Annotated in this window: 23 protein-coding genes, 1 tRNA gene and 1 other RNA gene; 19 read left to right on the top strand and 6 right to left on the bottom strand. The window is 69.4% G+C overall.

The genetic code is table 11. The annotated features are described in order from the left end of the window. Positions 1-231 precede the first annotated feature (231 nt). The 9 genes from pruA to ACLQ23_RS01020 all read left to right on the top strand — a co-directional run bounded on the left by pruA (position 232) and on the right by ACLQ23_RS01020 (position 8,380). Complete coding sequence (gene pruA, locus ACLQ23_RS01060) at positions 232-1,860, top strand: L-glutamate gamma-semialdehyde dehydrogenase (RefSeq protein ID WP_425880240.1); 1,629 nt, start codon at positions 232-234, stop codon at positions 1,858-1,860. A gap of 175 nt (positions 1,861-2,035) precedes the next feature. After that, entirely contained in the window at positions 2,036-2,551 is a 516-nt protein-coding gene (locus ACLQ23_RS01055; protein WP_425880239.1) for a PadR family transcriptional regulator, read from the top strand. 64 nt (positions 2,552-2,615) lie between these two features. Then, complete coding sequence (gene prfB, locus ACLQ23_RS01050) at positions 2,616-3,737, top strand: peptide chain release factor 2 (RefSeq protein WP_053657278.1); 1,122 nt, start codon at positions 2,616-2,618, stop codon at positions 3,735-3,737. A gap of 118 nt (positions 3,738-3,855) precedes the next feature. Next, on the top strand, positions 3,856-4,536 hold the full coding sequence (gene ftsE / locus ACLQ23_RS01045; RefSeq protein ID WP_007455859.1) for a cell division ATP-binding protein FtsE: 681 nt from the start codon (positions 3,856-3,858) through the stop codon (positions 4,534-4,536). Between the two features lie 67 nt (positions 4,537-4,603). Beyond that, on the top strand, positions 4,604-5,479 hold the full coding sequence (gene ftsX / locus ACLQ23_RS01040) for a permease-like cell division protein FtsX (protein WP_355592449.1): 876 nt from the start codon (positions 4,604-4,606) through the stop codon (positions 5,477-5,479). Between the two features lie 149 nt (positions 5,480-5,628). Next, positions 5,629-6,108 (top strand): SsrA-binding protein SmpB, encoded by a 480-nt coding sequence (gene smpB, locus ACLQ23_RS01035; protein ID WP_167945801.1) that lies wholly within the window; start codon positions 5,629-5,631, stop codon positions 6,106-6,108. A gap of 104 nt (positions 6,109-6,212) precedes the next feature. Next, positions 6,213-6,587, top strand: a transfer-messenger RNA (tmRNA) gene (gene ssrA, locus ACLQ23_RS01030). A 308-nt stretch (positions 6,588-6,895) separates the two neighbouring features. Further along, complete coding sequence (locus tag ACLQ23_RS01025) at positions 6,896-7,387, top strand: hypothetical protein (protein ID WP_425880238.1); 492 nt, start codon at positions 6,896-6,898, stop codon at positions 7,385-7,387. 36 nt (positions 7,388-7,423) lie between these two features. After that, positions 7,424-8,380 (top strand): hypothetical protein, encoded by a 957-nt coding sequence (locus ACLQ23_RS01020; protein WP_425880237.1) that lies wholly within the window; start codon positions 7,424-7,426, stop codon positions 8,378-8,380. A 13-nt stretch (positions 8,381-8,393) separates the two neighbouring features. Here the strand turns inward: ACLQ23_RS01020 and mdlC are convergent, their stop codons facing one another. Further along, on the bottom strand, positions 8,394-9,989 hold the full coding sequence (mdlC, locus tag ACLQ23_RS01015; protein WP_425880236.1) for a benzoylformate decarboxylase: 1,596 nt from the start codon (positions 9,987-9,989) through the stop codon (positions 8,394-8,396). Positions 9,990-10,259: 270 nt separating this feature from the next. Between mdlC and ACLQ23_RS01010 the strand changes: the two genes are divergently transcribed. Further along, the gene (locus tag ACLQ23_RS01010) at positions 10,260-10,850 is read left to right on the top strand and encodes a YqgE/AlgH family protein (protein ID WP_053657262.1); all 591 of its coding nucleotides are present in this window, start codon (positions 10,260-10,262) and stop codon (positions 10,848-10,850) included. 87 nt (positions 10,851-10,937) lie between these two features. Next, positions 10,938-11,010, top strand: a tRNA-Ala gene (locus ACLQ23_RS01005). Between the two features lie 159 nt (positions 11,011-11,169). Here the strand turns inward: ACLQ23_RS01005 and ACLQ23_RS01000 are convergent. Continuing rightward, the gene (locus ACLQ23_RS01000) at positions 11,170-11,529 is read right to left on the bottom strand and encodes a winged helix-turn-helix transcriptional regulator (protein ID WP_425880235.1); all 360 of its coding nucleotides are present in this window, start codon (positions 11,527-11,529) and stop codon (positions 11,170-11,172) included. 91 nt (positions 11,530-11,620) lie between these two features. Here ACLQ23_RS01000 and ACLQ23_RS00995 point away from each other — a divergent pair, with 91 nt between their 5' ends. The 3 genes from ACLQ23_RS00995 (at position 11,621) to ACLQ23_RS00985 (ending at position 14,430) form a co-directional block, all read left to right on the top strand. Continuing rightward, positions 11,621-12,520 carry an LLM class flavin-dependent oxidoreductase gene (locus ACLQ23_RS00995; RefSeq protein ID WP_425880234.1) on the top strand — a complete coding sequence of 300 codons (900 nt, stop codon included), beginning with the start codon at positions 11,621-11,623 and terminating at the stop codon, positions 12,518-12,520. Beyond that, positions 12,517-13,827: an FAD-binding oxidoreductase gene (locus tag ACLQ23_RS00990; protein ID WP_355629174.1), complete on the top strand. Its 1,311-nt coding sequence runs from the start codon at positions 12,517-12,519 to the stop codon at positions 13,825-13,827. Before ACLQ23_RS00995 ends, ACLQ23_RS00990 begins: the two co-directional genes overlap by 4 nt. Positions 13,828-13,914: 87 nt before the next feature. Continuing rightward, complete coding sequence (locus ACLQ23_RS00985; RefSeq protein ID WP_355629177.1) at positions 13,915-14,430, top strand: quercetin 2,3-dioxygenase; 516 nt, start codon at positions 13,915-13,917, stop codon at positions 14,428-14,430. Between the two features lie 90 nt (positions 14,431-14,520). Here ACLQ23_RS00985 and ACLQ23_RS00980 read toward each other — a convergent pair whose 3' ends face one another. Further along, a complete protein-coding gene (locus tag ACLQ23_RS00980) occupies positions 14,521-14,643 on the bottom strand; it encodes a ribosomal protein bL36 (RefSeq protein WP_053657252.1) in 123 nt (40 codons plus the stop codon). 136 nt (positions 14,644-14,779) lie between these two features. Here ACLQ23_RS00980 and ACLQ23_RS00975 point away from each other — a divergent pair, with 136 nt between their 5' ends. Next, entirely contained in the window at positions 14,780-15,679 is a 900-nt protein-coding gene (locus tag ACLQ23_RS00975) for a lytic polysaccharide monooxygenase auxiliary activity family 9 protein (protein WP_355592433.1), read from the top strand. Positions 15,680-15,736: 57 nt separating this feature from the next. Here the strand turns inward: ACLQ23_RS00975 and ACLQ23_RS00970 are convergent, their stop codons facing one another. Beyond that, positions 15,737-16,798, bottom strand: a complete 1,062-nt coding sequence (locus ACLQ23_RS00970; RefSeq protein WP_355592431.1) for a Kelch repeat-containing protein — start codon at positions 16,796-16,798, stop codon at positions 15,737-15,739. A 64-nt stretch (positions 16,799-16,862) separates the two neighbouring features. Then, positions 16,863-17,294, bottom strand: coding sequence for a DoxX family protein (locus ACLQ23_RS00965; RefSeq protein WP_355592429.1), 432 nt, complete (start codon positions 17,292-17,294; stop codon positions 16,863-16,865). 116 nt (positions 17,295-17,410) lie between these two features. On the opposite strand from ACLQ23_RS00965, the gene ACLQ23_RS00960 reads away from it, so the two are divergent. Next, entirely contained in the window at positions 17,411-17,986 is a 576-nt protein-coding gene (locus ACLQ23_RS00960; protein ID WP_355592427.1) for a TetR/AcrR family transcriptional regulator, read from the top strand. Between the two features lie 101 nt (positions 17,987-18,087). On the opposite strand, the gene mgrA is transcribed toward ACLQ23_RS00960, so the two are convergent. Then, complete coding sequence (gene mgrA / locus ACLQ23_RS00955; RefSeq protein WP_425880233.1) at positions 18,088-19,083, bottom strand: L-glyceraldehyde 3-phosphate reductase; 996 nt, start codon at positions 19,081-19,083, stop codon at positions 18,088-18,090. A gap of 70 nt (positions 19,084-19,153) precedes the next feature. Here mgrA and ACLQ23_RS00950 point away from each other — a divergent pair, with 70 nt between their 5' ends. From ACLQ23_RS00950 to ACLQ23_RS00940, 3 genes are all read left to right on the top strand, one after another. Continuing rightward, positions 19,154-20,134 (top strand): aldo/keto reductase, encoded by a 981-nt coding sequence (locus ACLQ23_RS00950; RefSeq protein WP_355592423.1) that lies wholly within the window; start codon positions 19,154-19,156, stop codon positions 20,132-20,134. 5 nt (positions 20,135-20,139) lie between these two features. Continuing rightward, complete coding sequence (locus ACLQ23_RS00945) at positions 20,140-20,637, top strand: hemerythrin domain-containing protein (protein ID WP_425880232.1); 498 nt, start codon at positions 20,140-20,142, stop codon at positions 20,635-20,637. A gap of 84 nt (positions 20,638-20,721) precedes the next feature. Continuing rightward, on the top strand, positions 20,722-22,227 hold the full coding sequence (locus tag ACLQ23_RS00940; RefSeq protein WP_355592419.1) for a sigma 54-interacting transcriptional regulator: 1,506 nt from the start codon (positions 20,722-20,724) through the stop codon (positions 22,225-22,227). Position 22,228 lies beyond the last annotated feature (1 nt).

The following is a 22,228-nucleotide window of genomic DNA, read 5'->3' as shown; positions in this document are numbered from 1 at the left end:
AGACCGTGTACGGCTCATTTGTCGAGCCAGGTCGGTAAGGAGGGAAGGGGTGTACCGGTCCTTGACGCCGGGCGGTGGTGACGGTGAGGTGACCAGGTCCGCATGAAAGAATCGGCGGGAGGTCCCTCCGCTGCCCGGCCACCCCGTGCGGCGCCCGGTGTCCGGCCGTCCGGTCGTCGCCCGTGGGTCCGGTTTTCGCCACCGCTGTCGAGTTCGCCAACAGGAGCCTTGATGGACGCCGTGTTCTCCGTACCCGAGCCACGCAACGAGCCGGTTCGCAACTACGAGCCGGGCAGCGGAGACCGGGAGCGGCTCCAGCGGAGGCTTACCGAGCTGGCCGCCGAGAAGATCGACCTGCCGATGACCATCGGCGGCGAGCAGCGGATGGCCGGCGGCGATCCGATCAACGTGGTGCAGCCGCACAAGCACGCCCACGTGCTTGGCGTCACCGCGCACGCCACCCACGACGACGCCCGTACCGCGATCAAGGCTGCCAAGGACGCGGCCCCGATGTGGCGGGCGCTGCCGTTCGAGGAGCGGGCCGCGATCTTCCTGCGCGCCGCCGAACTGCTCGCCGGCCCGTGGCGTGACACGCTCAACGCCGCCACGATGCTCGGTCAGTCGAAGACCGCGATCCAGGCGGAGATCGACGCGGCCTGCGAGTTCATCGACTTCCTCCGGTTCAACGTGCACTTCGCCCGCCGCCTGCTCGAGGAGCAGCCGGCCTCCTCGCCCGGGGTCTGGAACCGCTTTGACCACCGCCCGCTGGAGGGCTTCGTCTACGCGGTCACCCCGTTCAACTTCACGGCGATCGCCGGCAACCTGCCGTCGGCGCCGGCCCTGCTGGGCAACACGGTCATCTGGAAGCCGGGCCCGACCCAGCAGTTCGCCGCGCACTTCACAATGCGACTGTTCGAGGCCGCCGGTCTGCCGCCCGGCGTGATCAACATGGTGACCGGGCGGGGCGAGGAGGTCTCCGACGTCGTACTCGCCGACCCGGACCTGGCCGGCATCCACTTCACCGGCTCGACGAAGGTCTTCCAGCAGCTCTGGCGGACCGTCGGCGACAACATCGCCCGGTACCGGGGCTACCCCCGGCTCGTCGGCGAGACCGGCGGCAAGGACTTCGTTGTCGCGCACACAAGCGCCGACGTGGACGCCCTGCACACCGCGCTGATCCGTGGCGCCTACGAGTACCAGGGCCAGAAGTGCTCGGCGGCCTCCCGGGCGTACGTGCCGCGCTCGCTCTGGGAGGGTGGGCTGCGGGACCGCCTGGCCGCCACCACCGACTCGCTGACGTACGGCGACGTGGCCGACTTCGGTAACTTCGGCGGCGCGGTGATCGACGACAAGGCGTTCGCCCGGCACACCGCCGCGTTGGAGTTGATCGCCGGTGACGACTCCTGTCGGGTGCTGGCCGGCGGCACCGCCGACGACTCGGTCGGCTACTTCGTCCGGCCGACGCTCTTCGAGTGCTCCGACGCCGCCCACGAGACCTTCACCACCGAGTACTTCGGGCCGATCCTCGGCGTGCACGTGTTCGACGACGCGCGCTTCGACGAGGTGGTCGCGCAGGCCGAGTCGATCGCCCCGTACGCGCTGACTGGGTCGGTCTTCGCCACCGACCGCCGGGTGATCGACGCGGTCGCCGAGCGGATGCGGTACGCGGCCGGCAACTTCTACATCAACGACAAGCCGACCGGCGCGGTCGTCGGGCAGCAGCCGTTCGGTGGTGCCAGGGCCAGCGGCACCAACGACAAGGCAGGCTCCTGGCTCAACCTGGTCCGCTGGCTGTCACCGCGGACGATCAAGGAGACGTTCGTGCCGCCGACCGACCACACGTACCCCCACATGGGCTGACCTGCGGTGGCCCGCCGGCGGCGTGCGCAGCGCCGTCGGCGGGCGACCGAGCGGGCCCAATCCATCGATAGTCCTCAACGGACAGTCTGCCGCCGACAGTGCACATAGGAAGACGTTCGAGTGGCAAACCGTCAAAACCTGGACGCAGACAGCGCAAAGTGGCAGCGTAACGGGCATGGCGGAATCCGGAGTCAACCCCACGGCGGCGGCCCTGCTCGGGCTGCTCCACGAGGGTCCCATGACAGGCGGCCAGCTGATGGCCGCCGCAGAGCGCCGGCTGGCGCCGTACTGGTCGATGACCCGCAGTCAGGTCTACCGGGAGTTGCCGGTGCTTGCCGAGCGGGGTTACGTGCGGCTCGGCAAGCCGGGCCCGCGGATGAGTCAGCCGTACGCGCTCACGGCAAGCGGAAAACGGACATTCTCCCGTTGGCTGGCGGAGAACCCGGGGCGGGACACCATCCGCAACCCGGTCGCGCTCCGGATGGCCTTCGGCAACCTGCACTCCGCCAGCCAGCTCAAGGGCCTGTACGCCTCGGCCAACGAATACCACACCCAGGCCCTGGCGCAGGTGCGTGAGCAGGTCAAGAACGCCAAACGGGACGGCGAGACGTACGACGCCAGCGCGCTGGAGTTCGCCGTCGCCTACCACAAGGCGGCGCTGTCCTGGCTGAAGTCCGCCCCCGCCGGATGATGATCGGCAGGTTCTCGCATACGGAACGAGCTGCTCCGGCTGCGGCACAGTACGCTTGTCTGTCGTGACCGCTGCCGATTACGCCGAACAGCTCAAGGAACTCGACGCGACCCTGCGCAACATCGAGGCCGTCCTCAACCTGGACCGGCTGCACGAGGAGAAGGCCCGCCTGGAGCAGGAGGCGTCCGCCCCTGACCTGTGGGACGACCAGGCCAAGGCGCAGCAGGTGACCTCGCAGCTGTCGTACGTCAACGGCGAGATCAGCAAGCTGGGCAGCCTGCGTTCCCAGCTCGACGACGCCCGCGTGCTGCTGGAGCTGGCCGAGGCCGAGTCCGACCCGGGCGTGCTGACCGAGGTCGAGGTGGAGATCACCGGGCTCACCAAGGCCATCCAGGAGATGGAGGTCCGCACCCTGCTCTCCGGCGAGTACGACTCGCGGGAGGCGCTTGTCGCCATCCGGGCCGGCGCCGGCGGCGTGGACGCGGCGGACTTCGCCGAGATGCTGCTGCGGATGTACCTGCGCTGGGCGGAGCGGCACGGCTACCCGACCGAGGTCTACGAAACCTCGTACGCCGAGGAGGCGGGCCTGAAGTCGGCCACCTTCGCGGTCAAGGTGCCCTACGCCTACGGCACCCTCAGCGTCGAGTCCGGCACCCACCGGCTGGTCCGGATCAGCCCGTTCGACAACCAGGGCCGCCGGCAGACCAGCTTCGCGGGCGTCGAGGTCCTGCCCGTGACCGAGCAGACCGACCACATCGACATCCCCGAGAACGAGGTACGCGTCGACGTCTACCGCTCCTCCGGGCCCGGTGGGCAGAGCGTCAACACCACCGACTCGGCGGTCCGGCTGACCCACATCCCGACCGGCATCGTGGTGACCTGCCAGAACGAGAAGTCCCAGCTACAGAACAAGGCATCCGCGCTGCGGGTGCTCCAGGCCCGCCTGTTGGAGCGCAAGCGCCAGGAGGAGCAGGCCAAGCTGGAGGGTCTCAAGGAGAACGCCGCCGGTTCGTGGGGCGACCAGATGCGTTCGTACGTCCTGCACCCGTATCAGATGGTGAAGGATCTCCGAACCGAGCAGGAGACCGGCAATCCGAGCGCGGTGTTCGACGGCGAGCTCGATGGTTTCATCGAAGCCGGTATCCGCTGGCGCAAGCAGCGGCAGTTGACCGGCGACGGTGCGTGACGGCGCGCGGGCGGAGCGCGTCATCGATCTCCAGGTAGAGGCCTGAATCGACGACGCGCGCCGCTTCGGCGGGACGTGGGGCTTGGCTAAGTTGTTACACCGCGTAGACTCACCACCCGTGATTCAGCTTGAGCAAGTGACGAAGACGTACCCGAAGGCGTCCCGGCCTTCGCTCGACAACGTGTCCGTCTCGATCGAGAAGGGCGAGTTCGTCTTCTTCATCGGTCCATCCGGCTCCGGCAAGTCCACGATCATCAAAATGCTGCTGCACGAGGTCACCCCCAACAAGGGGCGCGTCATCGTCAACAGCAAGGACGTCACCTCGATGCGTTCCTGGAAGCGACCCCACTTCCGGCGCTCGATCGGCTGCGTCTTCCAGGACTTCCGGCTTCTGCCGAACCGCACCGCGTACGAGAACGTGGCGTTCGCCCTTGAGGTGATCGGCAAGACCAAGGCGGTCGCCCGCCGGGTCGTGCCGGAGGTGCTGGAGCTGGTCGGTCTCGGTGGCAAGGAGCACCGCTACCCGCACGAGCTCTCCGGTGGTGAGCAGCAGCGTGTCGCCGTCGCCCGGGCGTTCGTGAACCGCCCGCTGATCCTCCTGGCGGACGAGCCGACGGGAAACCTGGACCCGGACACCTCGATCGAGATCATGCGCCTGCTGGACCGGATCAACCGCACCGGCACGACCGTCGTGATGGTCACCCACGACTCCAACATCGTGAACCAGATGCGCCGCCGCGTCATCGAGATCGAGAGCGGCCGCATCGTGCGTGACCAGGCCCGCGGCGTCTACGGGTGAGCCCCCGCTCCACCCCTGCGCAGCCTGACGACGAACACTTCATGCCGGAGACCCGGAGGAAATCCCGATGCGCGTGAAATACGTCCTGTCCGAGGTACTGGTCGGACTGTGGCGCAACGTGACCATGACCATCGCGATGATCATCACGATGGCGGTCTCGCTGACCATGCTCGGCGCCAGCGGTCTCATGTACCGCCAGGTTGACGACATGAAGGACCTCTACTACAAGAACATCGAGGTTTCGATCTTCTTGAACCAGGAGGTGAGCGAGCAGCAGCGCACCGACCTGAACGCCCAGCTCGACGGCGACCCCCTGGTCAAGAACGTCATCTACGTCAACAAGGACGAGGCGTACAAGAAGTTCCAGGAGATGTACCAGGACGCTCCGGACCTGGTGAACGCCGTCAAGCCGGACCAGCTGCCCGAGTCGTTCCGCCTCAAGCTGAACAACCCGGAGCAGTACAAGGACATCTACGACAAGTACAAGGACACCGAGGGCGTCGACGAGATCGTCGACCAGAGTCGACTGCTCGACAAGATCTTCGACGTCCTCACCGCGATCCAGAACATCGCCCTTGCCGCCGCGATCGTGATGGCTATCGCCGCGCTGCTCCTGGTGGCCAACACCATCCAGGTCGCCGCGTACAGCAAGCGGCGTGAGGTGGCGGTCATGAAGCTGGTCGGCGCGTCCAACTGGTTCATCCAGGCGCCGTTCGTGCTGGAGGCCGTCGTTGCCGGCCTGATCGGTTCACTGCTCGGTCTGGTGGCCCTTGTCGCGGCGAAGTATCTGCTCTTCGACGGGTCTCTCAGAGCGTTGCAGGGTCTGCTCTCGCCGATCAGTTGGGGCGACATCCTGTTCGTGTTCCCGCTGATGGCCGGCGTCGGTGGCCTGGTCAGTGCCGCCACCGCCTGGATCACCCTGCGCTTCTACCTGCGGGTCTAGCTACCGCACGGGTCCTCCCGTCGTCTCCCGAAGGGCCCTCCCGCGCCGGAAATAAACGGCGCGGGAGGGCCCTTGTCATTCAGGTAGCATGATCGGTTGTCCGGGTGGGGTAGCTCGCCACGGACCTTGGAGGAGAGGGGGTGGCACCGATGCCACGGGAAAAGGGGCGCAAGGTGGTCGCCTCCAACAAGAAGGCGCGTCACGACTACTCGATCCTCGACACGTACGAGGCGGGCATGGCGCTCACCGGCACGGAGGTCAAGTCGCTGCGGGCCGGTCGGGCGTCGCTTGTCGACGCGTTCGCGCAGGAGCGCAACGGCGAGTTGTACCTGCACGCGATGCACATCCCGGAGTACACCCAGGGCACCTGGACCAACCACGAGCCCCGGCGTACCCGCAAGCTGCTGCTCAACCGGGGCGAGATCGACAAGCTGCTCGGCAAGACCCGCGAGGGTGGGCTGACAATCGTCCCGTTGCAGGTCTACTTCTCCGACGGGTGGGCCAAGGTGGAGATCGCCCTGGCCAAGGGCAAGAAGTCGTACGACAAGCGGCAGGACCTCGCCAAGCGCGACGCGGACCGGGAGATCGCCCGGATCTCCGGTCGGCGCGGCAAGGGCATGGACGATTAGTTCGTCCCGTTTGTCCGTGTCGACGTGTCGGCCCGGGGCTCGGGATGAAACCCGTTGCGGCAGGCGTTAGTCTTGTCAGTGCCGCCACATCGGCGGCCTGTCGAGGGGGTGACTGGTTTCGACTTCGTACGCAGCGACAGGGGAAGCGAGCCGAGGAAGCCGACGTCGTCTCGAGAATCGGTCGTCGGAAACCAATAAGCGCCAAGAACCAACGCGCTGACTTCGCTCTCGCCGCCTGAGGCGAGTAGTGAGTCTGTCGGCCTGGGAACGCCTTCGTCCCAGTAGCCGGCATCAGCTAGAAGGCTGGCCAATCGGACCCGGTCGCGGGGTCCGTGCGGCGAGATAAATCAGCGACTGGGCCCGTCACACCAACTTGCTCGCGTGAGCGGTGGGGCCGAGTAGAGGCATAGCGAGCTGCGCTCGGAGAAGCCCTGACAAACCGGCGAAGGACCCGGGTTCGATTCCCGGCACCTCCACCACCTCGAACGATGCGCCCCGGCCCACCAGCCGGGGCGCATCGCCGTTTCTACCCGTGTCGACGGCCGGCGCCAGCCGCTCGGCCCGCGCCAGCTCCTTGAGATCGACTCGGCTTCCTTGAAGCCGGGGCATCCGGAGCGCCGGGACACCGCGATTTCAGTGAAACCGAGTCGATCACCGCCGGGGTCTCCGAGGTGGGAGTGACGTCTGTGACCTATGGGGCAGATGAGCCCGCCGGGCCCTCTGGACAGGGCAGGCGGGCGGGGTTCACCATCGCGGTATGAGGTAGCAGCGCCGCGCGGGAGGTGCCATGGTCACCGGTCCGGTCCAGCAGCCGTCAGTTGCGACACGGGTGTACCCCGTCGGGTTGCCCGGTCAGCCGCGTCCCGCCGGGCTTGCCGGTGACGTGCACGCCCTCGCCCGGGTCGTCGCCGACACCGACACCGACGCCGACGCGACGATCGAGTCGTGCTGGCGCGAGAACGTGCTGCGTCGGCTGCGTCCGGTCGGGCAGGGTTTCGCCGAACACGTCCGGGTCACCGAGGGCCCTTCCGGCCTCTACCGGGAGTTGCTCACCCATTCGCCTCGCCTGGACCACAGGGTTCGGCTGCTGACCCGGGAGCATGCCGCGATCGTCGCCACCATGCTCGCCGTGCAGCGGCTCGCCGAGCGGCCCGAGGCAAGCCTCGACGAGTTGCGGCATCGGGCGGGCCACCTGCTGCGGGCGTTGACCCGGCACCGGCGGCGGGGCGCCGAGCTGCTCTGGCAGGCGTACCAGACGGATCTCGGGGGTGAGACCTGAGGGAACCGGGGTGTCGGCGGGCGCGTCGAACCCGGCATGCGTCGAGAGGTCTTTCTGCTCGTACTCCCGCTGCTCTTCGGGGTTGGGTGCGCCGCGACCGGCGGCGAGCCCGCCGGTGGGCCTGCCGGTCCCGGACGCGGCGCGGAGGCGTTCGACACGCGCGCCACCGAGGTCGCCGAGGCCTGGCGACCAGGAACGGACTGGCGCACCGGGTACGTCCCGTTGCAGGGGCCGACAGTGCTGCCCGGTGACCCGCGCTTCACCTCGGAGACCGAGGCGGCCTTCCGTGCCGGCTGGTACCGGGCACAGGTCCCCATCCCGTCGGCTGGTGTGGGCGACGGGGAGATCCGTTTCCCGGACGGCCGGTCGACAGTGCCGCTGGTAAGCGCCGCCGAGGCGTACCGGCAGCTCGACCAGGGTGACCCGCTGCCGTGCCCGGGTCGGCCCAAGCGGCCCGGCCTGCCCAGCCCGTCCGGCCCCACAGTGGAGCCGGGGCCGGACGGCTGGTCCACCAGCACCACGCAGACCGCCTGCCTCCCGCTTACCGTCACCGGTGTCACGCTCGGCGCGGTGCCGGTACGTACCAGTCGGGGTGAGGCTCAGGTCCCGGCCTGGCTGTTCGCTGTCGACGAACTGGCCACACCGGTGGCCCGGCTCGCGGTCGCGCCCACGGCGGTCACCCCGGTCCCCGAAGCCACCGCGCCGGCACTGCCGCTGGCCGAAGGGCTGGTGGCCGCCCAGGACCTGGTGGCTGTCGACGGGGTACGGCTGACCGTCCGGCTCGGTGTCGGCGCGTGTGACACCGGGATCACGCCGCTGGTGCGGGAACGCCCGGACGTGGTGGTGGTCGGTGGCGCAGTCACCAGGCCCAGCGGCGTGTGCCCCGACATGCTCAAGTTCGAGCCGGTCACCGTCACCCTGACCGTCCCGCTGGGGGCACGGCCGGTGCTGGACGTGGCCACCGGCGCTCCACTGTCGATCGCCGCCCGCTGACGGGCGGCCAAGGTCAGAGGATCTTGGGTATGTCGGTGCTTATCGGCACCGGCAGCACTGTGGGACGGTCGGCGCGTAGCCCGGTGGCGAGCGCCGCGCCGAGCTGGTCGGGGGATTCCACAACAGCGGTGGCGCAGCCGTAGCCGGCAGCTATCGCTGTGACGTCAAGCCCCGGCAGGTCCAGTCCGGGAACCCCTGGGGTGTCCTTCAGCTCGGCGAACGACTTAAGGATCGCGTACTGCTTGTTGACCGGGACGATGACCACCACGGGCAGTGACAGGCGCGCGGCGGTCCACAGCGCCTGCACCGAGTAGTGGAACGAACCGTCGCCGATCACCGCCACCACCGGGCGTCCACGCCCGGTGTCCCGCTGCGCCAGCGCCACGCCGACCGCCGCCGGCAGGCCGTAGCCGAGGCCGCCGCTGGCCATCGTGAAGTACGACGCCGGGCGGGTGATCCGCAGCCGACGGCGCAGCGCGGACAGGTTGGACGGGGACTCCTGGACCAGGATGCCGTCGTCGGGCCAGTGCGTCGCCAACGCGGCGAACAGGGCGTCGGCGCTCAGCGGCGCGGTGATCTCCGGCGGTGCGGGGGCGGTCCGGGGTTCCGGGGGCGGACGGTCGGCGGGCGGGACGAGTTCGAGCAGCGCGGTCAGGGTCAGCCCGGGGTCGCCGAGCAGGCTGTCCCCGACCGGGGCGCGGGCGGCCTCGTCCGGGTCGTCGGTGACGTGCAGCAGCCGGGCGCCGGCCGGCAGGTGATCACCAGGCACGTGCGGGTAGTAGCGGAACACCGGGGCGCCGATGACCAGCACCGTGTCGTGCCCGTCCAGCGCCTCGGCCAGGGGTTCGATCGCGAACGGCAACACGCCGCGGAAGTACGGGTGGTCCTCCGGGAAGACGGCCCGTTCCGGTGCCGGTGCGGACCAGACCGGTGCGGCCAGCCGCTCCGTGAGCGTTACCGCCGCCGACCAACTGTCGGAGCGGTCCACCCCCGGACCGAACACCAGCACCGGGTTGCGGCTGCGGGCCAGCACTTGGGCGAACTCGGCCAACCGCTGCGGATCCGGCCCGAACCGGGTGGCCACCGACCGCGGGACGGGTGCTGCCTCGGCCGGCTTGGCCCAGTCGTCCATGGGCAGGGACAGGAAGACCGGCCCGGCCGGTGGCTGCACGGCTGTCGCGTACGCCCGCAGCAGCGCCGCCGGGATGTCCTGCGCGCGGACCGGCTCGTAGCTCCACTTGACGTACGGCTCGGGCAGCTCGACGGCCCGACGGCTCGTCAGTCGGGGTTCGAGCAGCAGCATCTCCCGGGTCTGCTGGCCGGCGGTGACGATCAGCGGGGTCTTGTTGTGCCAGGCGGTGACAAGGTTGCCCATGCCGTTGCCGGTGCCGGGGGCGGTGTGCAGGTTGACGTGCGCGGGCCTGCCGGTGACCTGGGCGTACCCGTCGGCCATCGCGACCGCCGTGGCCTCGTGCAGGGCGTGTACGTAGTGGAAGTCGGCCGGGAAGTCCCGCAGGAACGGCTCCTCGGTTGAGCCGGGATTGCCGAACACGGTGGTCATGCCGAGGCTGCGGAGCACGTCGTACGTCGCGTCCCGGACCGTTGCCATCGCCACCTGCCTCCGTGTCGCGTACGCGCAGGGACGATCGTGGTCGCCCTCCCGACCAGCCGAATCTATCGGGATGTGACGGACCTTTCGGGCGTTTCTCCAGCGTCGGTGATGCTGCTCCGATCACCCGCCGGTCAGACCTTATCCAGCACCCGGAACGCAGGCTAAGGTGCCAGGCATGGCGTTGACGGCGCGGCTGATCCCGACACACTGTCCGGATCCGACGGGTGGCGGATCCCGGACCGGGGTCACGACTGACGGGTAGGTGGGATGCAGGGAGAGGGCCAGGCGATCGGCGGACGGGCAGTGGAGTCGATGACCGGGCGGCTGCTGGTCGCGACTCCGGCCCTCAAGGACCCAAACTTCGACCGTACGGTGGTGCTGCTGGTCGCCCACGAGCCGGGCGGCGCGCTCGGCGTGGTGCTGAACCGTGCCACCGAGGTGCCGGTCGCCGAGGTGCTGGGCGACTGGAGCGACCTGGCCCGCGAACCGGCAGTGCTCTTCGAGGGCGGGCCGGTGCAGCCCGACTCGGCCATCTGCCTGGCCCGGATGCGGCAACCGCTGCGCCGACTCAAGGGCTTCCACCAGGTGTCCGGGGCGGTCGGCACGATCGACCTCTCAGTCGACCCGGAGAAGCTGCGGGAGAGCGTCGGTGGCATCCGGGTCTTCGCCGGCTACTCCGGCTGGGGCAGCGGGCAGTTGGAGCAGGAGATCGCCGACGGGTCATGGTTTCTGCTGGACGCCCTGCCCGGTGACGCCTTCGTCGACCGCCCCGACGACCTGTGGCCGATGGTGCTGCGCCGGCAGGGCGGCATGATGGCCGCAGTGGCGCACTTCCCGCCGGACGTGGCGCTCAACTGATCCCGGGCGGCGGGACCCCCGCGAGATGACCATGCCGGCCGGTCTGTGTATAGTTTCCCAGTGCCCGGGCGACCGGGATGACAGCAAGGGGCCGTGGCGCAGCTGGTAGCGCACCACACTGGCAGTGTGGGGGTCAGGGGTTCGAGTCCCCTCGGCTCCACCCTTGCGAAAGCCCTGGTGAGGGAGCGAATCCCTCGCCAGGGCTTTTATCGTTCCTGGCCTCCGACGTCTCGTCGACGACCGGCACCGAGTCGTCGCCCTGCAGAGGTCGTCGCGGACCGCGTCGGCCAGCGCCAGGGCATGCCGACCGGCCGCAGGGCTACCGTGCGCGCCGAGCGGAACGCTGGATGCTCCATTTCGTCAGCGGCTGCAGGGCTTGCACCAATGCCTTGCCGTCCGCACTGAGGTCGTACCGGATTTGCACCGGCGTGCTGGGGATCACGGTCCGCTCGATGAGCCCGTTTGCCTCGAGTTCCTTCAGACGCTGCGTCAGCAATCGGTCGGAGATGCCGTCGATGGTGGCGCGGTACTCGCCGAAGCGGCGAGCACCTTGGGCGGCGGCGGCCAAGATCGAGCCGGTCCAGCGGCGCCCGATCAGCTCGAGCGCCTCCTGGAAGCTCGGGCAAGTGTCATCGTGGATCGAGCTGCGTTGCGGGCGCAGCGGCTGGGTGTTGGTCATTTCTGCGACCTCCGAGCCTGTGGCTACTTACTAGAAGTAAGTATCTTACCGGTCGTTTGGCGGGACGTGCCGCCCGCCGCATCGTGGATCCATGACCGACTACGGACGCCCACTCTCCTTCGGGCTGAGCCTGGACCCCTCGGCCGCGTCACTGGACCAGACCCGGCACCTCGCGCGTCTGGCCGAGGACGTCGGCCTGGACCTCCTCGCGGTGCAGGACCATCCCTACCAGCCGGGGCACCTAGACAGCTGGACTCTGATCAGCAGCCTCTCTGTCGCCACGGAGCGCATCTCCTTCTTCACCGACGTGGCGGACCTGCAACTGCGTCCGCCGACGATGCTCGCCAAGGCCGCCGCCTCGCTGAGCGTGCTCACCGACGGTCGCATCCACCTCGGCGTCGGCGGTGGCGCTTTTGCCGACGCGATCGCCTCAATGGGCGGTGTGCCCCGACGCGGCGGACAGATGGTCACCTTCACGGAGGAGTCGCTCATGCTCCTGCGCGCGGCCCTGGCCGCGGACACCGTGCGACTGCAAACCCCCCATCACTCGGTGACCGGCTATCGCGCCGGCCCTCGGCCGCCCAAGCCCGTCGGACTCTGGCTCGGCGCCCAGGGGCCCAAGATGCTGGCGGTCACGGGCAGGTCGGCGGACGGGTGGATCTCGCCGCTGAACATCTACGTGCCGCCGCAGCAGGTGCCCGCCCGCCAGCAGATCATCGATGAGGCGGCTACGGCTGCCGGACGCGCCCCGGAATCGGTTCGCCGAATCTACAACGTGATCGGTGCCATCGGGCACTTCCGGGGCGCCCAGGGGCTCGTGGGTGGCGTGCGCCAATGGGTGGACACGCTCAGCGAGTGGGTGGTCGTCCTCGGGTTCGACACCTTCGTGTTCTGGCCCGTGGCCGACCACGAAAACCAGCTCTCGATCTTTGCCTCCGAGATTGTCCCGGCGGTCCGCGATCGCGTCGAAACCCTCAGGAGTACACGATGACCACGCGCCTTGGCGCCGTCCCGGCCGGCCTGACCGGCAAAATCGTCACCGAGGGCGATCCTCGTTACAGGCTGCTCCGTTCCACGTACACCACCGTCGGCCGGCCCGCAGCAGTCGTCCTCGCCAAGTCGGCCGATGACGTCGCCGCGGCGCTGCGGCTCGCCCGCGAGCGGAATCTCCCTCTCGCGGTCCGCAGTGGCGGGCACGGCCTGTCCGGAAGCGCCACGAACGACAACGGACTCGTCATCGATCTGAGCGCGATGCGCCGCGTCGACGTCCTCGATCGCCGTACGCGCCTGGTACGGGTGGAGGCGGGCGCCCGCTGGGCGCAGGTCGCACAGGCACTCGCCCCGCACGGACTGGCTATCAGCTCCGGCGACCACGGCAACGTCGGTGTCGGAGGCCTGGCAACGGCCGGCGGCATCGGATGGCTCGTCCGGCACTACGGACTCACCATCGACCACGTCCGCGCAGTGGAGGTGGTCCTGCCCGACGGCACCCAGGTCCGCGCCGATGCCGCCACCGAGCCCGATCTGTTGTGGGTGATGCGCGGTGCGGGAGCCGGTGCGGGGATCGCGGTGGCCTTCGAGATCGAGGCCACCGAACTGCGCGACGTCGGGTTCGCCCAGCTCGTCATGCGAGTGGACTCTGCGGGCGGCAACCTGCAGCGCTGGGGTGCCGTCATGGCGGCCGCGCCACGTGAACTGACGACGGCGGTGACACTGGCCTCCCAAGGCATCATGCCGGTCGCCTCCATCACCGCCGTCGTGGCCTCGAACAAGCCGGCCACGATCCAAAAAGCCCTTCAGCCTCTCCTCGATATCAGGGGAATCACGGTCCAACAGGCTCATATCGTCCCGTACTCGAATGTGATCCCAGCCGCGCATCTGCACCCGAATACCGGCCAGATGCCCACCAACACCACCAACGGGCTGTTCGCGGACATCGACCGCGACGCGGCCCGCGCCCTGGTGAAGGCGGTGACGGGCCGCGACCCGGTCCTGATCCAGATGCGCTCACTCGGCGGCGCCGCCAATGACCTTGACCCGGCCGCCACCGCCTACCCGCATCGCCACCACAAGGCGCTTGTCATCGCCTCGACGTTCCCACCGTACGGCCGGAAGGCCCTTTCGACCGCTTGGGGCGCCTTCGCACCGCACGTGGACGGCGGGTACGTGAACTTCGAGAGCCATCCCGATACGAGGACATTCGCTCGCGCCTACCCAGGGCCGACCGGTGACCGGGTCCGCGAGCTGTGGAAGCGCTACGACCCCGACGGCATCCTGCACCGATCTGCAAAGGCCTGACGAGATTCCTCCCTCAACCTCCACGAAAGCCCACGCAACAGGGCGGCACCCGGCTGCCCTTCCCCGCACGAATCCAAGGAGTAGCAGATGAGTTTCCCGTTCCCCGTGCCCGACAAGAACGATCCGCGGTGGACCGCTCGCGGCGGTGTCTTCGTCCGGCGCTCCGAGGGCACCCACAGGTGGCTCGCAGGCGACACCTACACCATCAAGGTCACCGCAGACGACACCAACGGCTCTCTCGGGCTGATCGAAGCCACAGTGCCACCCGGGGCTGGACCGGTCGCACACAGCCACGGCAACGAGGACGAAGCGTTCTACGTGCTGTCGGGCCGCCTGGAGTTCCTCAACGGCGATGAACTCCAGGTGGCCGAGGCCGGTGACTTCGTCTTCATCCCCCGCGGCAACCGGCACAGGTTCAAGAACGTGGGCGACACCGATGCCAGAATGCTGGTCATCTTTACCCCGGGCGGACACGAGAAGTTCTTCGTAGATAACGGAGACGAGCCCCAGCCCGGAGGACAGCCACCCCAGTGGGGCCCGGAACGCTACGCCAGGCTCGTGGACGAGCTGCTTGAGCAGAACGTCACCATTCTCCCTGAGTGAGCGTCCGGGCGTGCTCACACATGGCAGACGCCCCGACCGGAAACCTCCCGGCCGGGGCGTCTGCGACTCGATGTCCGTTGCGAGGGCTGATCAGCCCTGACGGCTCTTCCACTGCGGGTTCGCGCGGTTCACCACGATCACCCGGCCGTGCCGGCGGACCACCACCGAACCGGGCTTCTGCTTCAGCGCGCGCAACGAGGTGCGTACCTTCATGTCTGCCTCCTGGCCTGGGGTCTGGCCTCGATCCGTACCGTCTATCGGAACGCCCTGGCCCATGCCGCGATTCCCGCGCCCCCGGCGTCGAACCTTTGCCTCGCCGCGCCCGTACCACTGGCGGGAGGTCAACGTCATGACCGTACGCCGGCTGCTCGTCACGGTGCTGGTCGCCGCCGCGACCGTGCCGCTGGCCGGCACGCCTGCGGCCGCGCACGGCGCCCCGACCGACCCGATCAGCAGGGCGGCGGCATGCGGACCGCAGGGCCGGTACGCGGCCAGCAGCGCCTGCCGGGCGGCCGTCGCGGCGGGCGCTGCGGTCCGGGAGTGGGACAACGTGCGGGTGGCCGCGATCAACGGTAGGGACCGGGAGCGGATCCCGGACGGCGAGCTGTGCAGCGGTGGGCTGTCCGCCTACCGGGGGCTGGACCTGCCCCGCACCGACTGGCCGAGCACCGAGCTGACCGCCGGCGCGAAGTTCACCTTCCGGTACCGGACCACAATCGAGCACCGGGGCAGCTTCCGGCTCTACGTCACCAAGCCCGGATACGACCCGCGAAGGCCGCTGACCTGGGCGGATCTGGAGTCGCGCCCGTTTCTGACGGTGACCGACCCGCCGGTGCGGGCGGGTGCGTACCAGATGGCGGGCCGGTTGCCGGCGGGCCGGAGCGGGCGGCACCTGATCTACACGATCTGGCAGAACTCCAACACCCCGGACACCTACTACTCCTGCTCCGACGTGGTGTTCCGGGCGGCGCGGAGCGGCACGGCGAAGAGCGCGCCGGCTGTCCCGCGTACCACGGCGAGCCGGCCGGCCGCCGCCCAGTCGGCGGTGGCGGCGGCGGCCGACCCGGGCGTGCCTGTGGCGTCGGTACGCGACCTCGACGCGCGGTGGCCGGTGCTGGCCGGCGCGGCTACCGTGCTGGTCCTCGCGTTGCTGATCGGTGTGGGCCGGCGGCGACGCGGAGCGGTCGTCCCGGTCGGCCGGCAGTGCGAGGTACGCAACCACCGTGCCGGGCGGCGCCGGATCTGGTGACCCGACCCCACCCGACATCCGGCGATGCTCAGCCCAGGCGCTCTGTCGAACGGCACCTCACCTGAGGTTCAGCGCCAACGTGTCAGCGCTCGCCCCGCCGCCGCAGGTGAGCGCACCCGCCACGAAGTAGCCGCGATCGCCGACCCGGGCGGCGCCGAGCCCGTGCCGGCCCTGCGGCAGCGGTGACAGCGTGGTCCAGCGGTCCTTGCGGGGGTCGTACGCCGTCACGTCGTCGTAGGTGGTCTCGTCCGGCCGGCACTCGCCGCCGGCGTACACGATCCGGCCGTCGAGCACGACTGCGGCTCCGGCCGAGCGAGGCGTCGGCAAGGGGGCGGCCCTGCTCCACCGTCGAGTGCGGGTGTCGTAGACGTCGTGGCGTGCGAGGCTGTCCTCCCCGTCGGCGACCCGGCCTCCGAACACGTGCACGCGATCGCCGACGACGGCGACTCCCGCGTGGTCGCGCGGCTCGACCGGCAGTGGTGCGGCCGTCGACCAACTGCGTCGCGCCGGGTCGTACACCAGGTGGGTCCGGACGGTGCCGTACCCCATTGAGATCGGCGGATCCGGCAGCGTGACGATCGTGTGGGAGTCGCGTCCACCGAGCAGGTGCAGTTTTCCGTTCACCGCCGCTACGCCGACCGAGCCCAGCTTCTGAGGCATGTCCGGCAGTCGGCTCCAGGCGTCGCGCAGCGGGTCGTAGGCGTAGGCCACCTGCTGTGGGTGCATGTGCACGATGTCGGTGAAGCCACCGAAGGCGTACAGCTTTCCGTTCAGCCCGGCCACGCCGACGTGCGTGAGGGGGCGCGGCAGAGGGGCGTGCTGCCGCCAGCGGTCGGTACGCGGGTCATAGCTGGTGACCAGAGTGGTCGCCCACGTTGGCTGCTCGTCGCCACTCTGCACGGTGCCACCGACGACGTAGACGCGGCCGCCGAGCGCGGCCACCCCCACCTCGGCCCGTGCCGTGCTCATCGGCGCCCTGTCGCTCCACACAGCGCGTTCGTGGCCGGCGGGCGGCATCGCCTGCGCACTGACGGCCGGCGTCACCTGCCCGACGCCCGCGACGGACACGGTCGCTGCCAACGCCGACGCCGCGACGATGCGATAGATCCTCTTTAACATCCTGCTCCCTGCTGGGTAGTTGTCGACGGCGGACGGCTGTCGCCGGTGCCGGTGATGCGGTGCGTCATGCCCGAGGTGCGATCGGGGCCTTCGAGCGACGGCCCCAGGCGACGAAGAGCGCGAGCGCGATGAACACGAAGTTGACTGGCGTGTCCGCGGCCTCCCCCCGGGAGAGGTGGAAGACGATCGCGGAGGCTTGCAGTGCGACGCACCCGAGCGCCGCGAGCACCGTCACTCCTGGCTTGATCCGGGTGAGCGACGGCAGGAGCACGCCGAGCCCGCCGAGGATGTCGAGTGCGGCGGTGGCATAGAACAGACCGGGCGGGACCTCGCCGGCCCAGGCGAACGCCTCGGCGACCTGCTCGATGGGCGTGACGAGTTTCCAGACGCCGCCGCCAGCGAAGATCACTGCGAGGGCTCCCTGGGCGCCCCACAGGCCGATGGTGAGTGCCCTCACGGGCGGTGTCCGCAACAGCGCTTGCGGAGAGTCGGTCATCACGAGGTCCTCTCGGGGTGGGTGAACCGTGCACCGAAACTAGACCAGCCGTCCAGTAATTGACAAGTAGTTCAGAAGTTGCCGCATGGTTTGGTTACTCAGTACTGTCGGTGACTGTGGAGCGGGAAGCCGACAGCGTCGATCCGAGGGTTCAGCGGACCCGGCGAGATGTCGTCGACGTCGCTACGGCGCTCTTCCTGGAGCAGGGTTGGGCTGCGGTGACCCACGCCGAGGTCGCGCAGCGGGCGGGCTACTCCAAGGCGACCATCTATGCGCACTGGCCGACGCGTCTGGACCTGGTCCGGGCGTCGGTCGACCAGATGTGTGCCGCGGTCGGGCACCCCCAGCCGACCGGCGATCTACGCCACGACCTGATCGCGGGTCTGCTCGACTTCGGTCAGGACCTCGCCGACGGGCACCTGGTCAGGGTCTTCGGCGGGCTCCTTGAGCGGGCTGGCAGCGACCCCGTCGTCGACGAGCTGCGCGAGCGGCTCTACGCGGCCGGCACCCGGTCGCTGGACTCTGTCCTCCGCTCCCACCTGCGCGCGGAGGACGTGGAGCCGTCACTGGCGCTACTGGTGGGCGGGGTGCTGATCCGCGCGGGTTTCCAGGCCCAACCGGCGGATCGGCAGTTTGTCGAAGACCTTGTCGATCGGGTCCTGGCAGCGGCGAGGCGCAACGACGGGCGATGACCGGCCGGCCGTTGCCGGGCTGTCCTGTCCAAGCAGCAGCGTTGGCCGGCACCCCGCGATGAGGTGCCGGCCAACGTCGTATCTCGGTATCGGCGGGGCGCTCAGCCCAGCAGCCGGTCGACCTCGGCCAACTCGTCGGCGGTGAAGTCGAGATTGCCAACGGCGGCGACGTTTGTCTCCAACTGCTCGACGCTGCTCGCCCCGATGATCAGGCTGGTCATCCTCGGGTCACGCAGCGCCCAGGCCAGCGCCAACTGGGCCAGCGACTGGCCCCGCCGCTCGGCGACCGCGCCCAGCCCTCGGATGGTGGCCATCTTCTCGTCGCTCAGGTCGCTCTCGTTGAGGAACACGCTCGTACGCACCCGCGAGTCGGCGGGGATGCCGCCCAGGTAGCGGTCCGTGAGCAGACCCTGGGCCAGCGGGCTGTACGCGATGCAGCCGGCGCCGACCTCCTCCAAGGTGTCGAGCAGGCCGTCGGACTCGGTCCAGCGGTTGAGCATCGAGTACGACGGCTGGTTGATCAGCAGCGGCGTACCCAGCTCGCGCAGGATCGCGGCGGCACGGGCGGTCTGCTCGGAGTTGTAGTTCGAGATGCCGACGTAGAGCGCCTTGCCGGAGCGGACGATGGCGTCAAGCGCGCCCATCGTCTCCTCCAGCGGAGTGTCCGGGTCGAACCGGTGCGAGTAGAAGATGTCGACGTAGTCCAGGCCCATCCGGCTCAACGACTGGTCCAACGACGAGATCAGGTACTTGCGCGAGCCCCACTCGCCGTACGGGCCGGGCCACATGAGATACCCGGCCTTGCTGGAGATCACCAGCTCGTCCCGGTACGGCTTCAGGTCGGTGGCGAGCATTCGACCGAAGCTCTCCTCGGCGGCACCCGGCGGCGGGCCGTAGTTGTTGGCCAGGTCGAAGTGGGTGACACCCAGGTCGAAGGCGCGCCGGACGATGTCGCGCTGCCGCTGATGCGGGCGGTCCGGACCGAAGTTGTGCCACAGCCCGAGGGAGACGACGGGCAGCCGCAGGCCACTGCGTCCGCTGCGCCGGTAGGTCATGGTGTCGTAGCGGTCATCCGCGGCGAGGTAGGTCACGATCACGAGCGTAGACCCGCCTTCGACTAGCCGAGTTGAGGCGTTGGAACCCGGACAACGGGGTAGTTTCGACACCATGCGGTTCATCCCCCTCGACACCCCCAAGCCGCTCTCCAAGATCGGGTTGGGCACCTGGCAGTTCGGCTCCCGGGAGTGGGGTTACGGCCCCGACTTCGAACAGCGGGCCGCCCAGATCGTCAGGCGCGCCATCGAGCTGGGCGTGACCGTCTTCGACTCTGCCGAGGTCTACGGGTTCGGGCGCAGCGAGCGGATCCTCGGCGCGGCACTCGGCGACGACCGGCCGAAGGTCACCATCGCCACCAAGATCTTCCCGGTGCTGCCAGTGGCCGCAGTGGTGCAGCAGCGGGCCGTCGCCTCGGCCGGCCGGCTCGGCGTCACCACCCTCGACCTCTACCAGGTGCACCAGCCCAACCCGCTCGTCGCCGACCACACCACAATGCGCGGCATGCGGACATTGCAGGACGTCGGTCTGGTCTCCGAAGTAGGCGTCAGCAACTACGGGCTGCGCCGCTGGCAGGCCGCCGAGGCCGCACTCGGCCGGCGGGTGCTCAGCAACCAGGTCCGCTACAGCATGCTGGACCGCGCGCCCGAGCAGGACCTGCTGCCGTACGCCCGGCAGGCCGGCCGGGTCGTCATCGCGTACAGCCCGCTGGCCCAGGGCTTCCTGTCCGGCCGCTACGACGCCAAGAACCCGCCGACCGGCGCGGTCCGGCGGGCCAACCCGTACTTCCTGCCCGAAAATCTGGAACGCGGCGGGGTTCTGATCGACACCCTGCGCCAGATCGCCGACGCCCACGACGCCACCCCCAGCCAGATCGCCCTCGCGTACCTGCTGCGCCACCCCAACGTGCTGGCCATCCCCGGCGCGTCCGGCGTGGAGCAGATGGAACGCAACGCCGCAGCCGCCGACATCGACCTCGCCGACGACGAGTACGCGGCGCTTGTCGAGGCCGCCAAACGGTTCCGCCCGGTCACCGGGCTCGCCGCGATGCCCCGGATGCTGCGGGCCCGGTTCGCCGGCCCATCGGGAAAGTGAGCACAGTGGACGACATCACCGCACTGATACTTGACGACCACGCCTCCTTCCGGCGTGGCTTCGCCCGCCTCGACGACGCCCGCGGCGAGCAGGAACTGCTCGCCATCTGGGACGCCCTCGCCCTGCACCTGGACATCCACGCCGAGGCAGAAGAGGCGATCCTCTACCCGCACCTGGTCAAGCACGGCGACGACGGGGAAGACGAGACCGCCGACGCCATCGGCGACCACAACAAGATCCGGGACGCCATCGCCGAGGCCAAACTGCACCCGGTCGGCTCGAAACCCTGGTGGGAGGCCGTCGGCACGGCCCGCCGGGAGAACAGCGAGCACCTGGCCGAGGAAGAGGACGAGGCGTTGCCCGACTTCCGTCGGCACGCCAGCACCGAACTGCGGGCCGAGCTGGGCCAGCGGTGGCTGACCTTCTACGGCGAGCACAAGGCCGGCCGCAATCTGTCGTTCCACGACAAGGACCCGCAGCGGTACGTCGCCGACCACCGCTGAGCGTCATGGCATCGATACTGTCGGTTCTGCGGTCCTTCTTGTCGTTTGCGGTTATTTCAGGGCCTTGAATGAACGTGAGCTAGCGTGGATCGGGTGACTGCGCCTAACTCGGTAATCCCGGTTCCACCGGCCGACCTGCCCGGCACGCTCGGCGCGCTGCGGGCCGCCGGTCACCAGTACCGCACCGTCAAGCAGGAACTCCGCGACAACCTCCTCGCCCGGATGCGCTTCGGCGAGACCCGCTTTCCCGGCATCGTCGGATACGACGACACAGTGCTGCCCGAGGTCGAGCGGGCGTTGCTCGCCGGCCACGACATGGTCCTGCTCGGCGAACGGGGCCAGGGCAAGACCCGCCTCATCCGTGCACTGGTTGCGCTGCTCGACGAGTGGACCCCGGTGATCCCCGGCTCGGTGCTCAACGAGCACCCGATGCGTCCGCTCACCCCCGCGTCCCGCGCCCAGGTCACCGAGGCCGGCGACGACCAGCCGGTCGGCTGGCTGCACCGCTCGATGCGGTACGGCGAGAAACTCGCCACCCCCGACACCAGCGTCGGCGACCTGATCGGCGACGTCGACCCGATCCGGATCGCCCAGGGGCGCACCCTCGGCGACCCGGAAACCATCCACTTCGGGCTGGTGCCCCGCACCAACCGGGGCATCTTCGCCGTCAACGAGCTGCCCGACCTGGCCGAACGCATCCAGGTGGCACTGCTCAACGTGCTGGAGGAGCGGGACATCCAGGTCCGGGGCTACCAGTTGCGGCTGCCACTGGACCTGCTCCTGGTGGCCAGCGCCAACCCGGAGGACTACACCAACCGCGGTCGGATCATCACACCTCTCAAGGACCGGTTCGGCGCGGAGATCCGTACCCACTACCCGGTCGACCTGGAGCTGGAACTGGCCCTGATCCGGCAGGAGGCCGACCTGGTCGCCGAGGTGCCGGAGCACGTGCTGGAGGTGTTGGCCCGTTTCGCCCGCGCGGTGCGGGAGTCGCCGTCGGTCGACCCCCGCTCGGGCGTCTCCGCCCGGTTCGCGATCGCTGCCGCGGAGACCGTCGCCGGTGCCGCGCTGCGCCGCGCCGGGCTGCTCGCCGCATCCAGCAAGGTGTTAGGAAGGGGCCCTTCTACAACGGAAAGCGATAACAAGGGGCCCTTCCTTGCAGCGGAGGGGGCGGTGGCGCGCGTTGGTGACGCGGTTTCGGTTACCAGCACTTTGCGCGGCAAGGTCGAGTTCGAGAGCGGCGAGGAGGGGCGGGAGATCGAAATCCTCGCCCACCTGCTGCGTACCGCGACCGCCGAGACGTTCCGGGGACGCCTGGCCGGGCTGGACCTGTCCGGCTTCACCGCCCTCGTCGAGGAGGGCGCGGCCATCGAGACCGGTGAACTGGTCGGCTCCGCAGAGGTGCTGCGCCAGGTGGGCACCGTACCCGGCCTTGCCAAGGTCATGGACCGGCTCGGCCTGGGCGACGCGCCCACCCCCGAGGAGGCGGCCGCCGCCGTCGAGTTCGTGCTGGAAGGGCTGCACCTGACCCGCCGGCTCGGCAAGGACGTCACCGACTCGGGGCGCACCGTCTACGGCGGCCGGGACTGAC

It is taken from the genome of Micromonospora sp. DT41 (assembly GCF_049841715.1).
GTDB classification, from domain to species: Bacteria; Actinomycetota; Actinomycetes; order Mycobacteriales; family Micromonosporaceae; genus Micromonospora; species Micromonospora profundi.
The sequence above is the reverse complement of the archived record's forward strand: the minus strand, read 5'-3'. Positions and strand labels throughout refer to the sequence as shown.

Excerpts from the sequence above, each read along its gene's own strand:
- pruA (WP_425880240.1), top strand. The coding sequence starts at position 232 with ATGGACGCCGTGTTCTCCGTACCCGAGCCACGCAACGAGCCGGTTCGC.
- ACLQ23_RS01055 (WP_425880239.1), top strand. The coding sequence starts at position 2,036 with ATGGCGGAATCCGGAGTCAACCCCACGGCGGCGGCCCTGCTCGGGCTG.
- ftsX (WP_355592449.1), top strand. The coding sequence starts at position 4,604 with ATGCGCGTGAAATACGTCCTGTCCGAGGTACTGGTCGGACTGTGGCGC.
- smpB (WP_167945801.1), top strand. The coding sequence starts at position 5,629 with ATGCCACGGGAAAAGGGGCGCAAGGTGGTCGCCTCCAACAAGAAGGCG.
- ACLQ23_RS01025 (WP_425880238.1), top strand. The coding sequence starts at position 6,896 with ATGGTCACCGGTCCGGTCCAGCAGCCGTCAGTTGCGACACGGGTGTAC.
- ACLQ23_RS01020 (WP_425880237.1), top strand. The coding sequence starts at position 7,424 with ATGCGTCGAGAGGTCTTTCTGCTCGTACTCCCGCTGCTCTTCGGGGTT.
- mdlC (WP_425880236.1), bottom strand. The coding sequence starts at position 9,989 with ATGGCAACGGTCCGGGACGCGACGTACGACGTGCTCCGCAGCCTCGGC.
- ACLQ23_RS01010 (WP_053657262.1), top strand. The coding sequence starts at position 10,260 with ATGCAGGGAGAGGGCCAGGCGATCGGCGGACGGGCAGTGGAGTCGATG.
- ACLQ23_RS01000 (WP_425880235.1), bottom strand. The coding sequence starts at position 11,529 with ATGACCAACACCCAGCCGCTGCGCCCGCAACGCAGCTCGATCCACGAT.
- ACLQ23_RS00995 (WP_425880234.1), top strand. The coding sequence starts at position 11,621 with ATGACCGACTACGGACGCCCACTCTCCTTCGGGCTGAGCCTGGACCCC.
- ACLQ23_RS00990 (WP_355629174.1), top strand. The coding sequence starts at position 12,517 with ATGACCACGCGCCTTGGCGCCGTCCCGGCCGGCCTGACCGGCAAAATC.
- ACLQ23_RS00985 (WP_355629177.1), top strand. The coding sequence starts at position 13,915 with ATGAGTTTCCCGTTCCCCGTGCCCGACAAGAACGATCCGCGGTGGACC.
- ACLQ23_RS00980 (WP_053657252.1), bottom strand. The coding sequence starts at position 14,643 with ATGAAGGTACGCACCTCGTTGCGCGCGCTGAAGCAGAAGCCCGGTTCG.
- ACLQ23_RS00975 (WP_355592433.1), top strand. The coding sequence starts at position 14,780 with ATGACCGTACGCCGGCTGCTCGTCACGGTGCTGGTCGCCGCCGCGACC.
- ACLQ23_RS00970 (WP_355592431.1), bottom strand. The coding sequence starts at position 16,798 with ATGTTAAAGAGGATCTATCGCATCGTCGCGGCGTCGGCGTTGGCAGCG.
- ACLQ23_RS00965 (WP_355592429.1), bottom strand. The coding sequence starts at position 17,294 with ATGACCGACTCTCCGCAAGCGCTGTTGCGGACACCGCCCGTGAGGGCA.
- ACLQ23_RS00950 (WP_355592423.1), top strand. The coding sequence starts at position 19,154 with ATGCGGTTCATCCCCCTCGACACCCCCAAGCCGCTCTCCAAGATCGGG.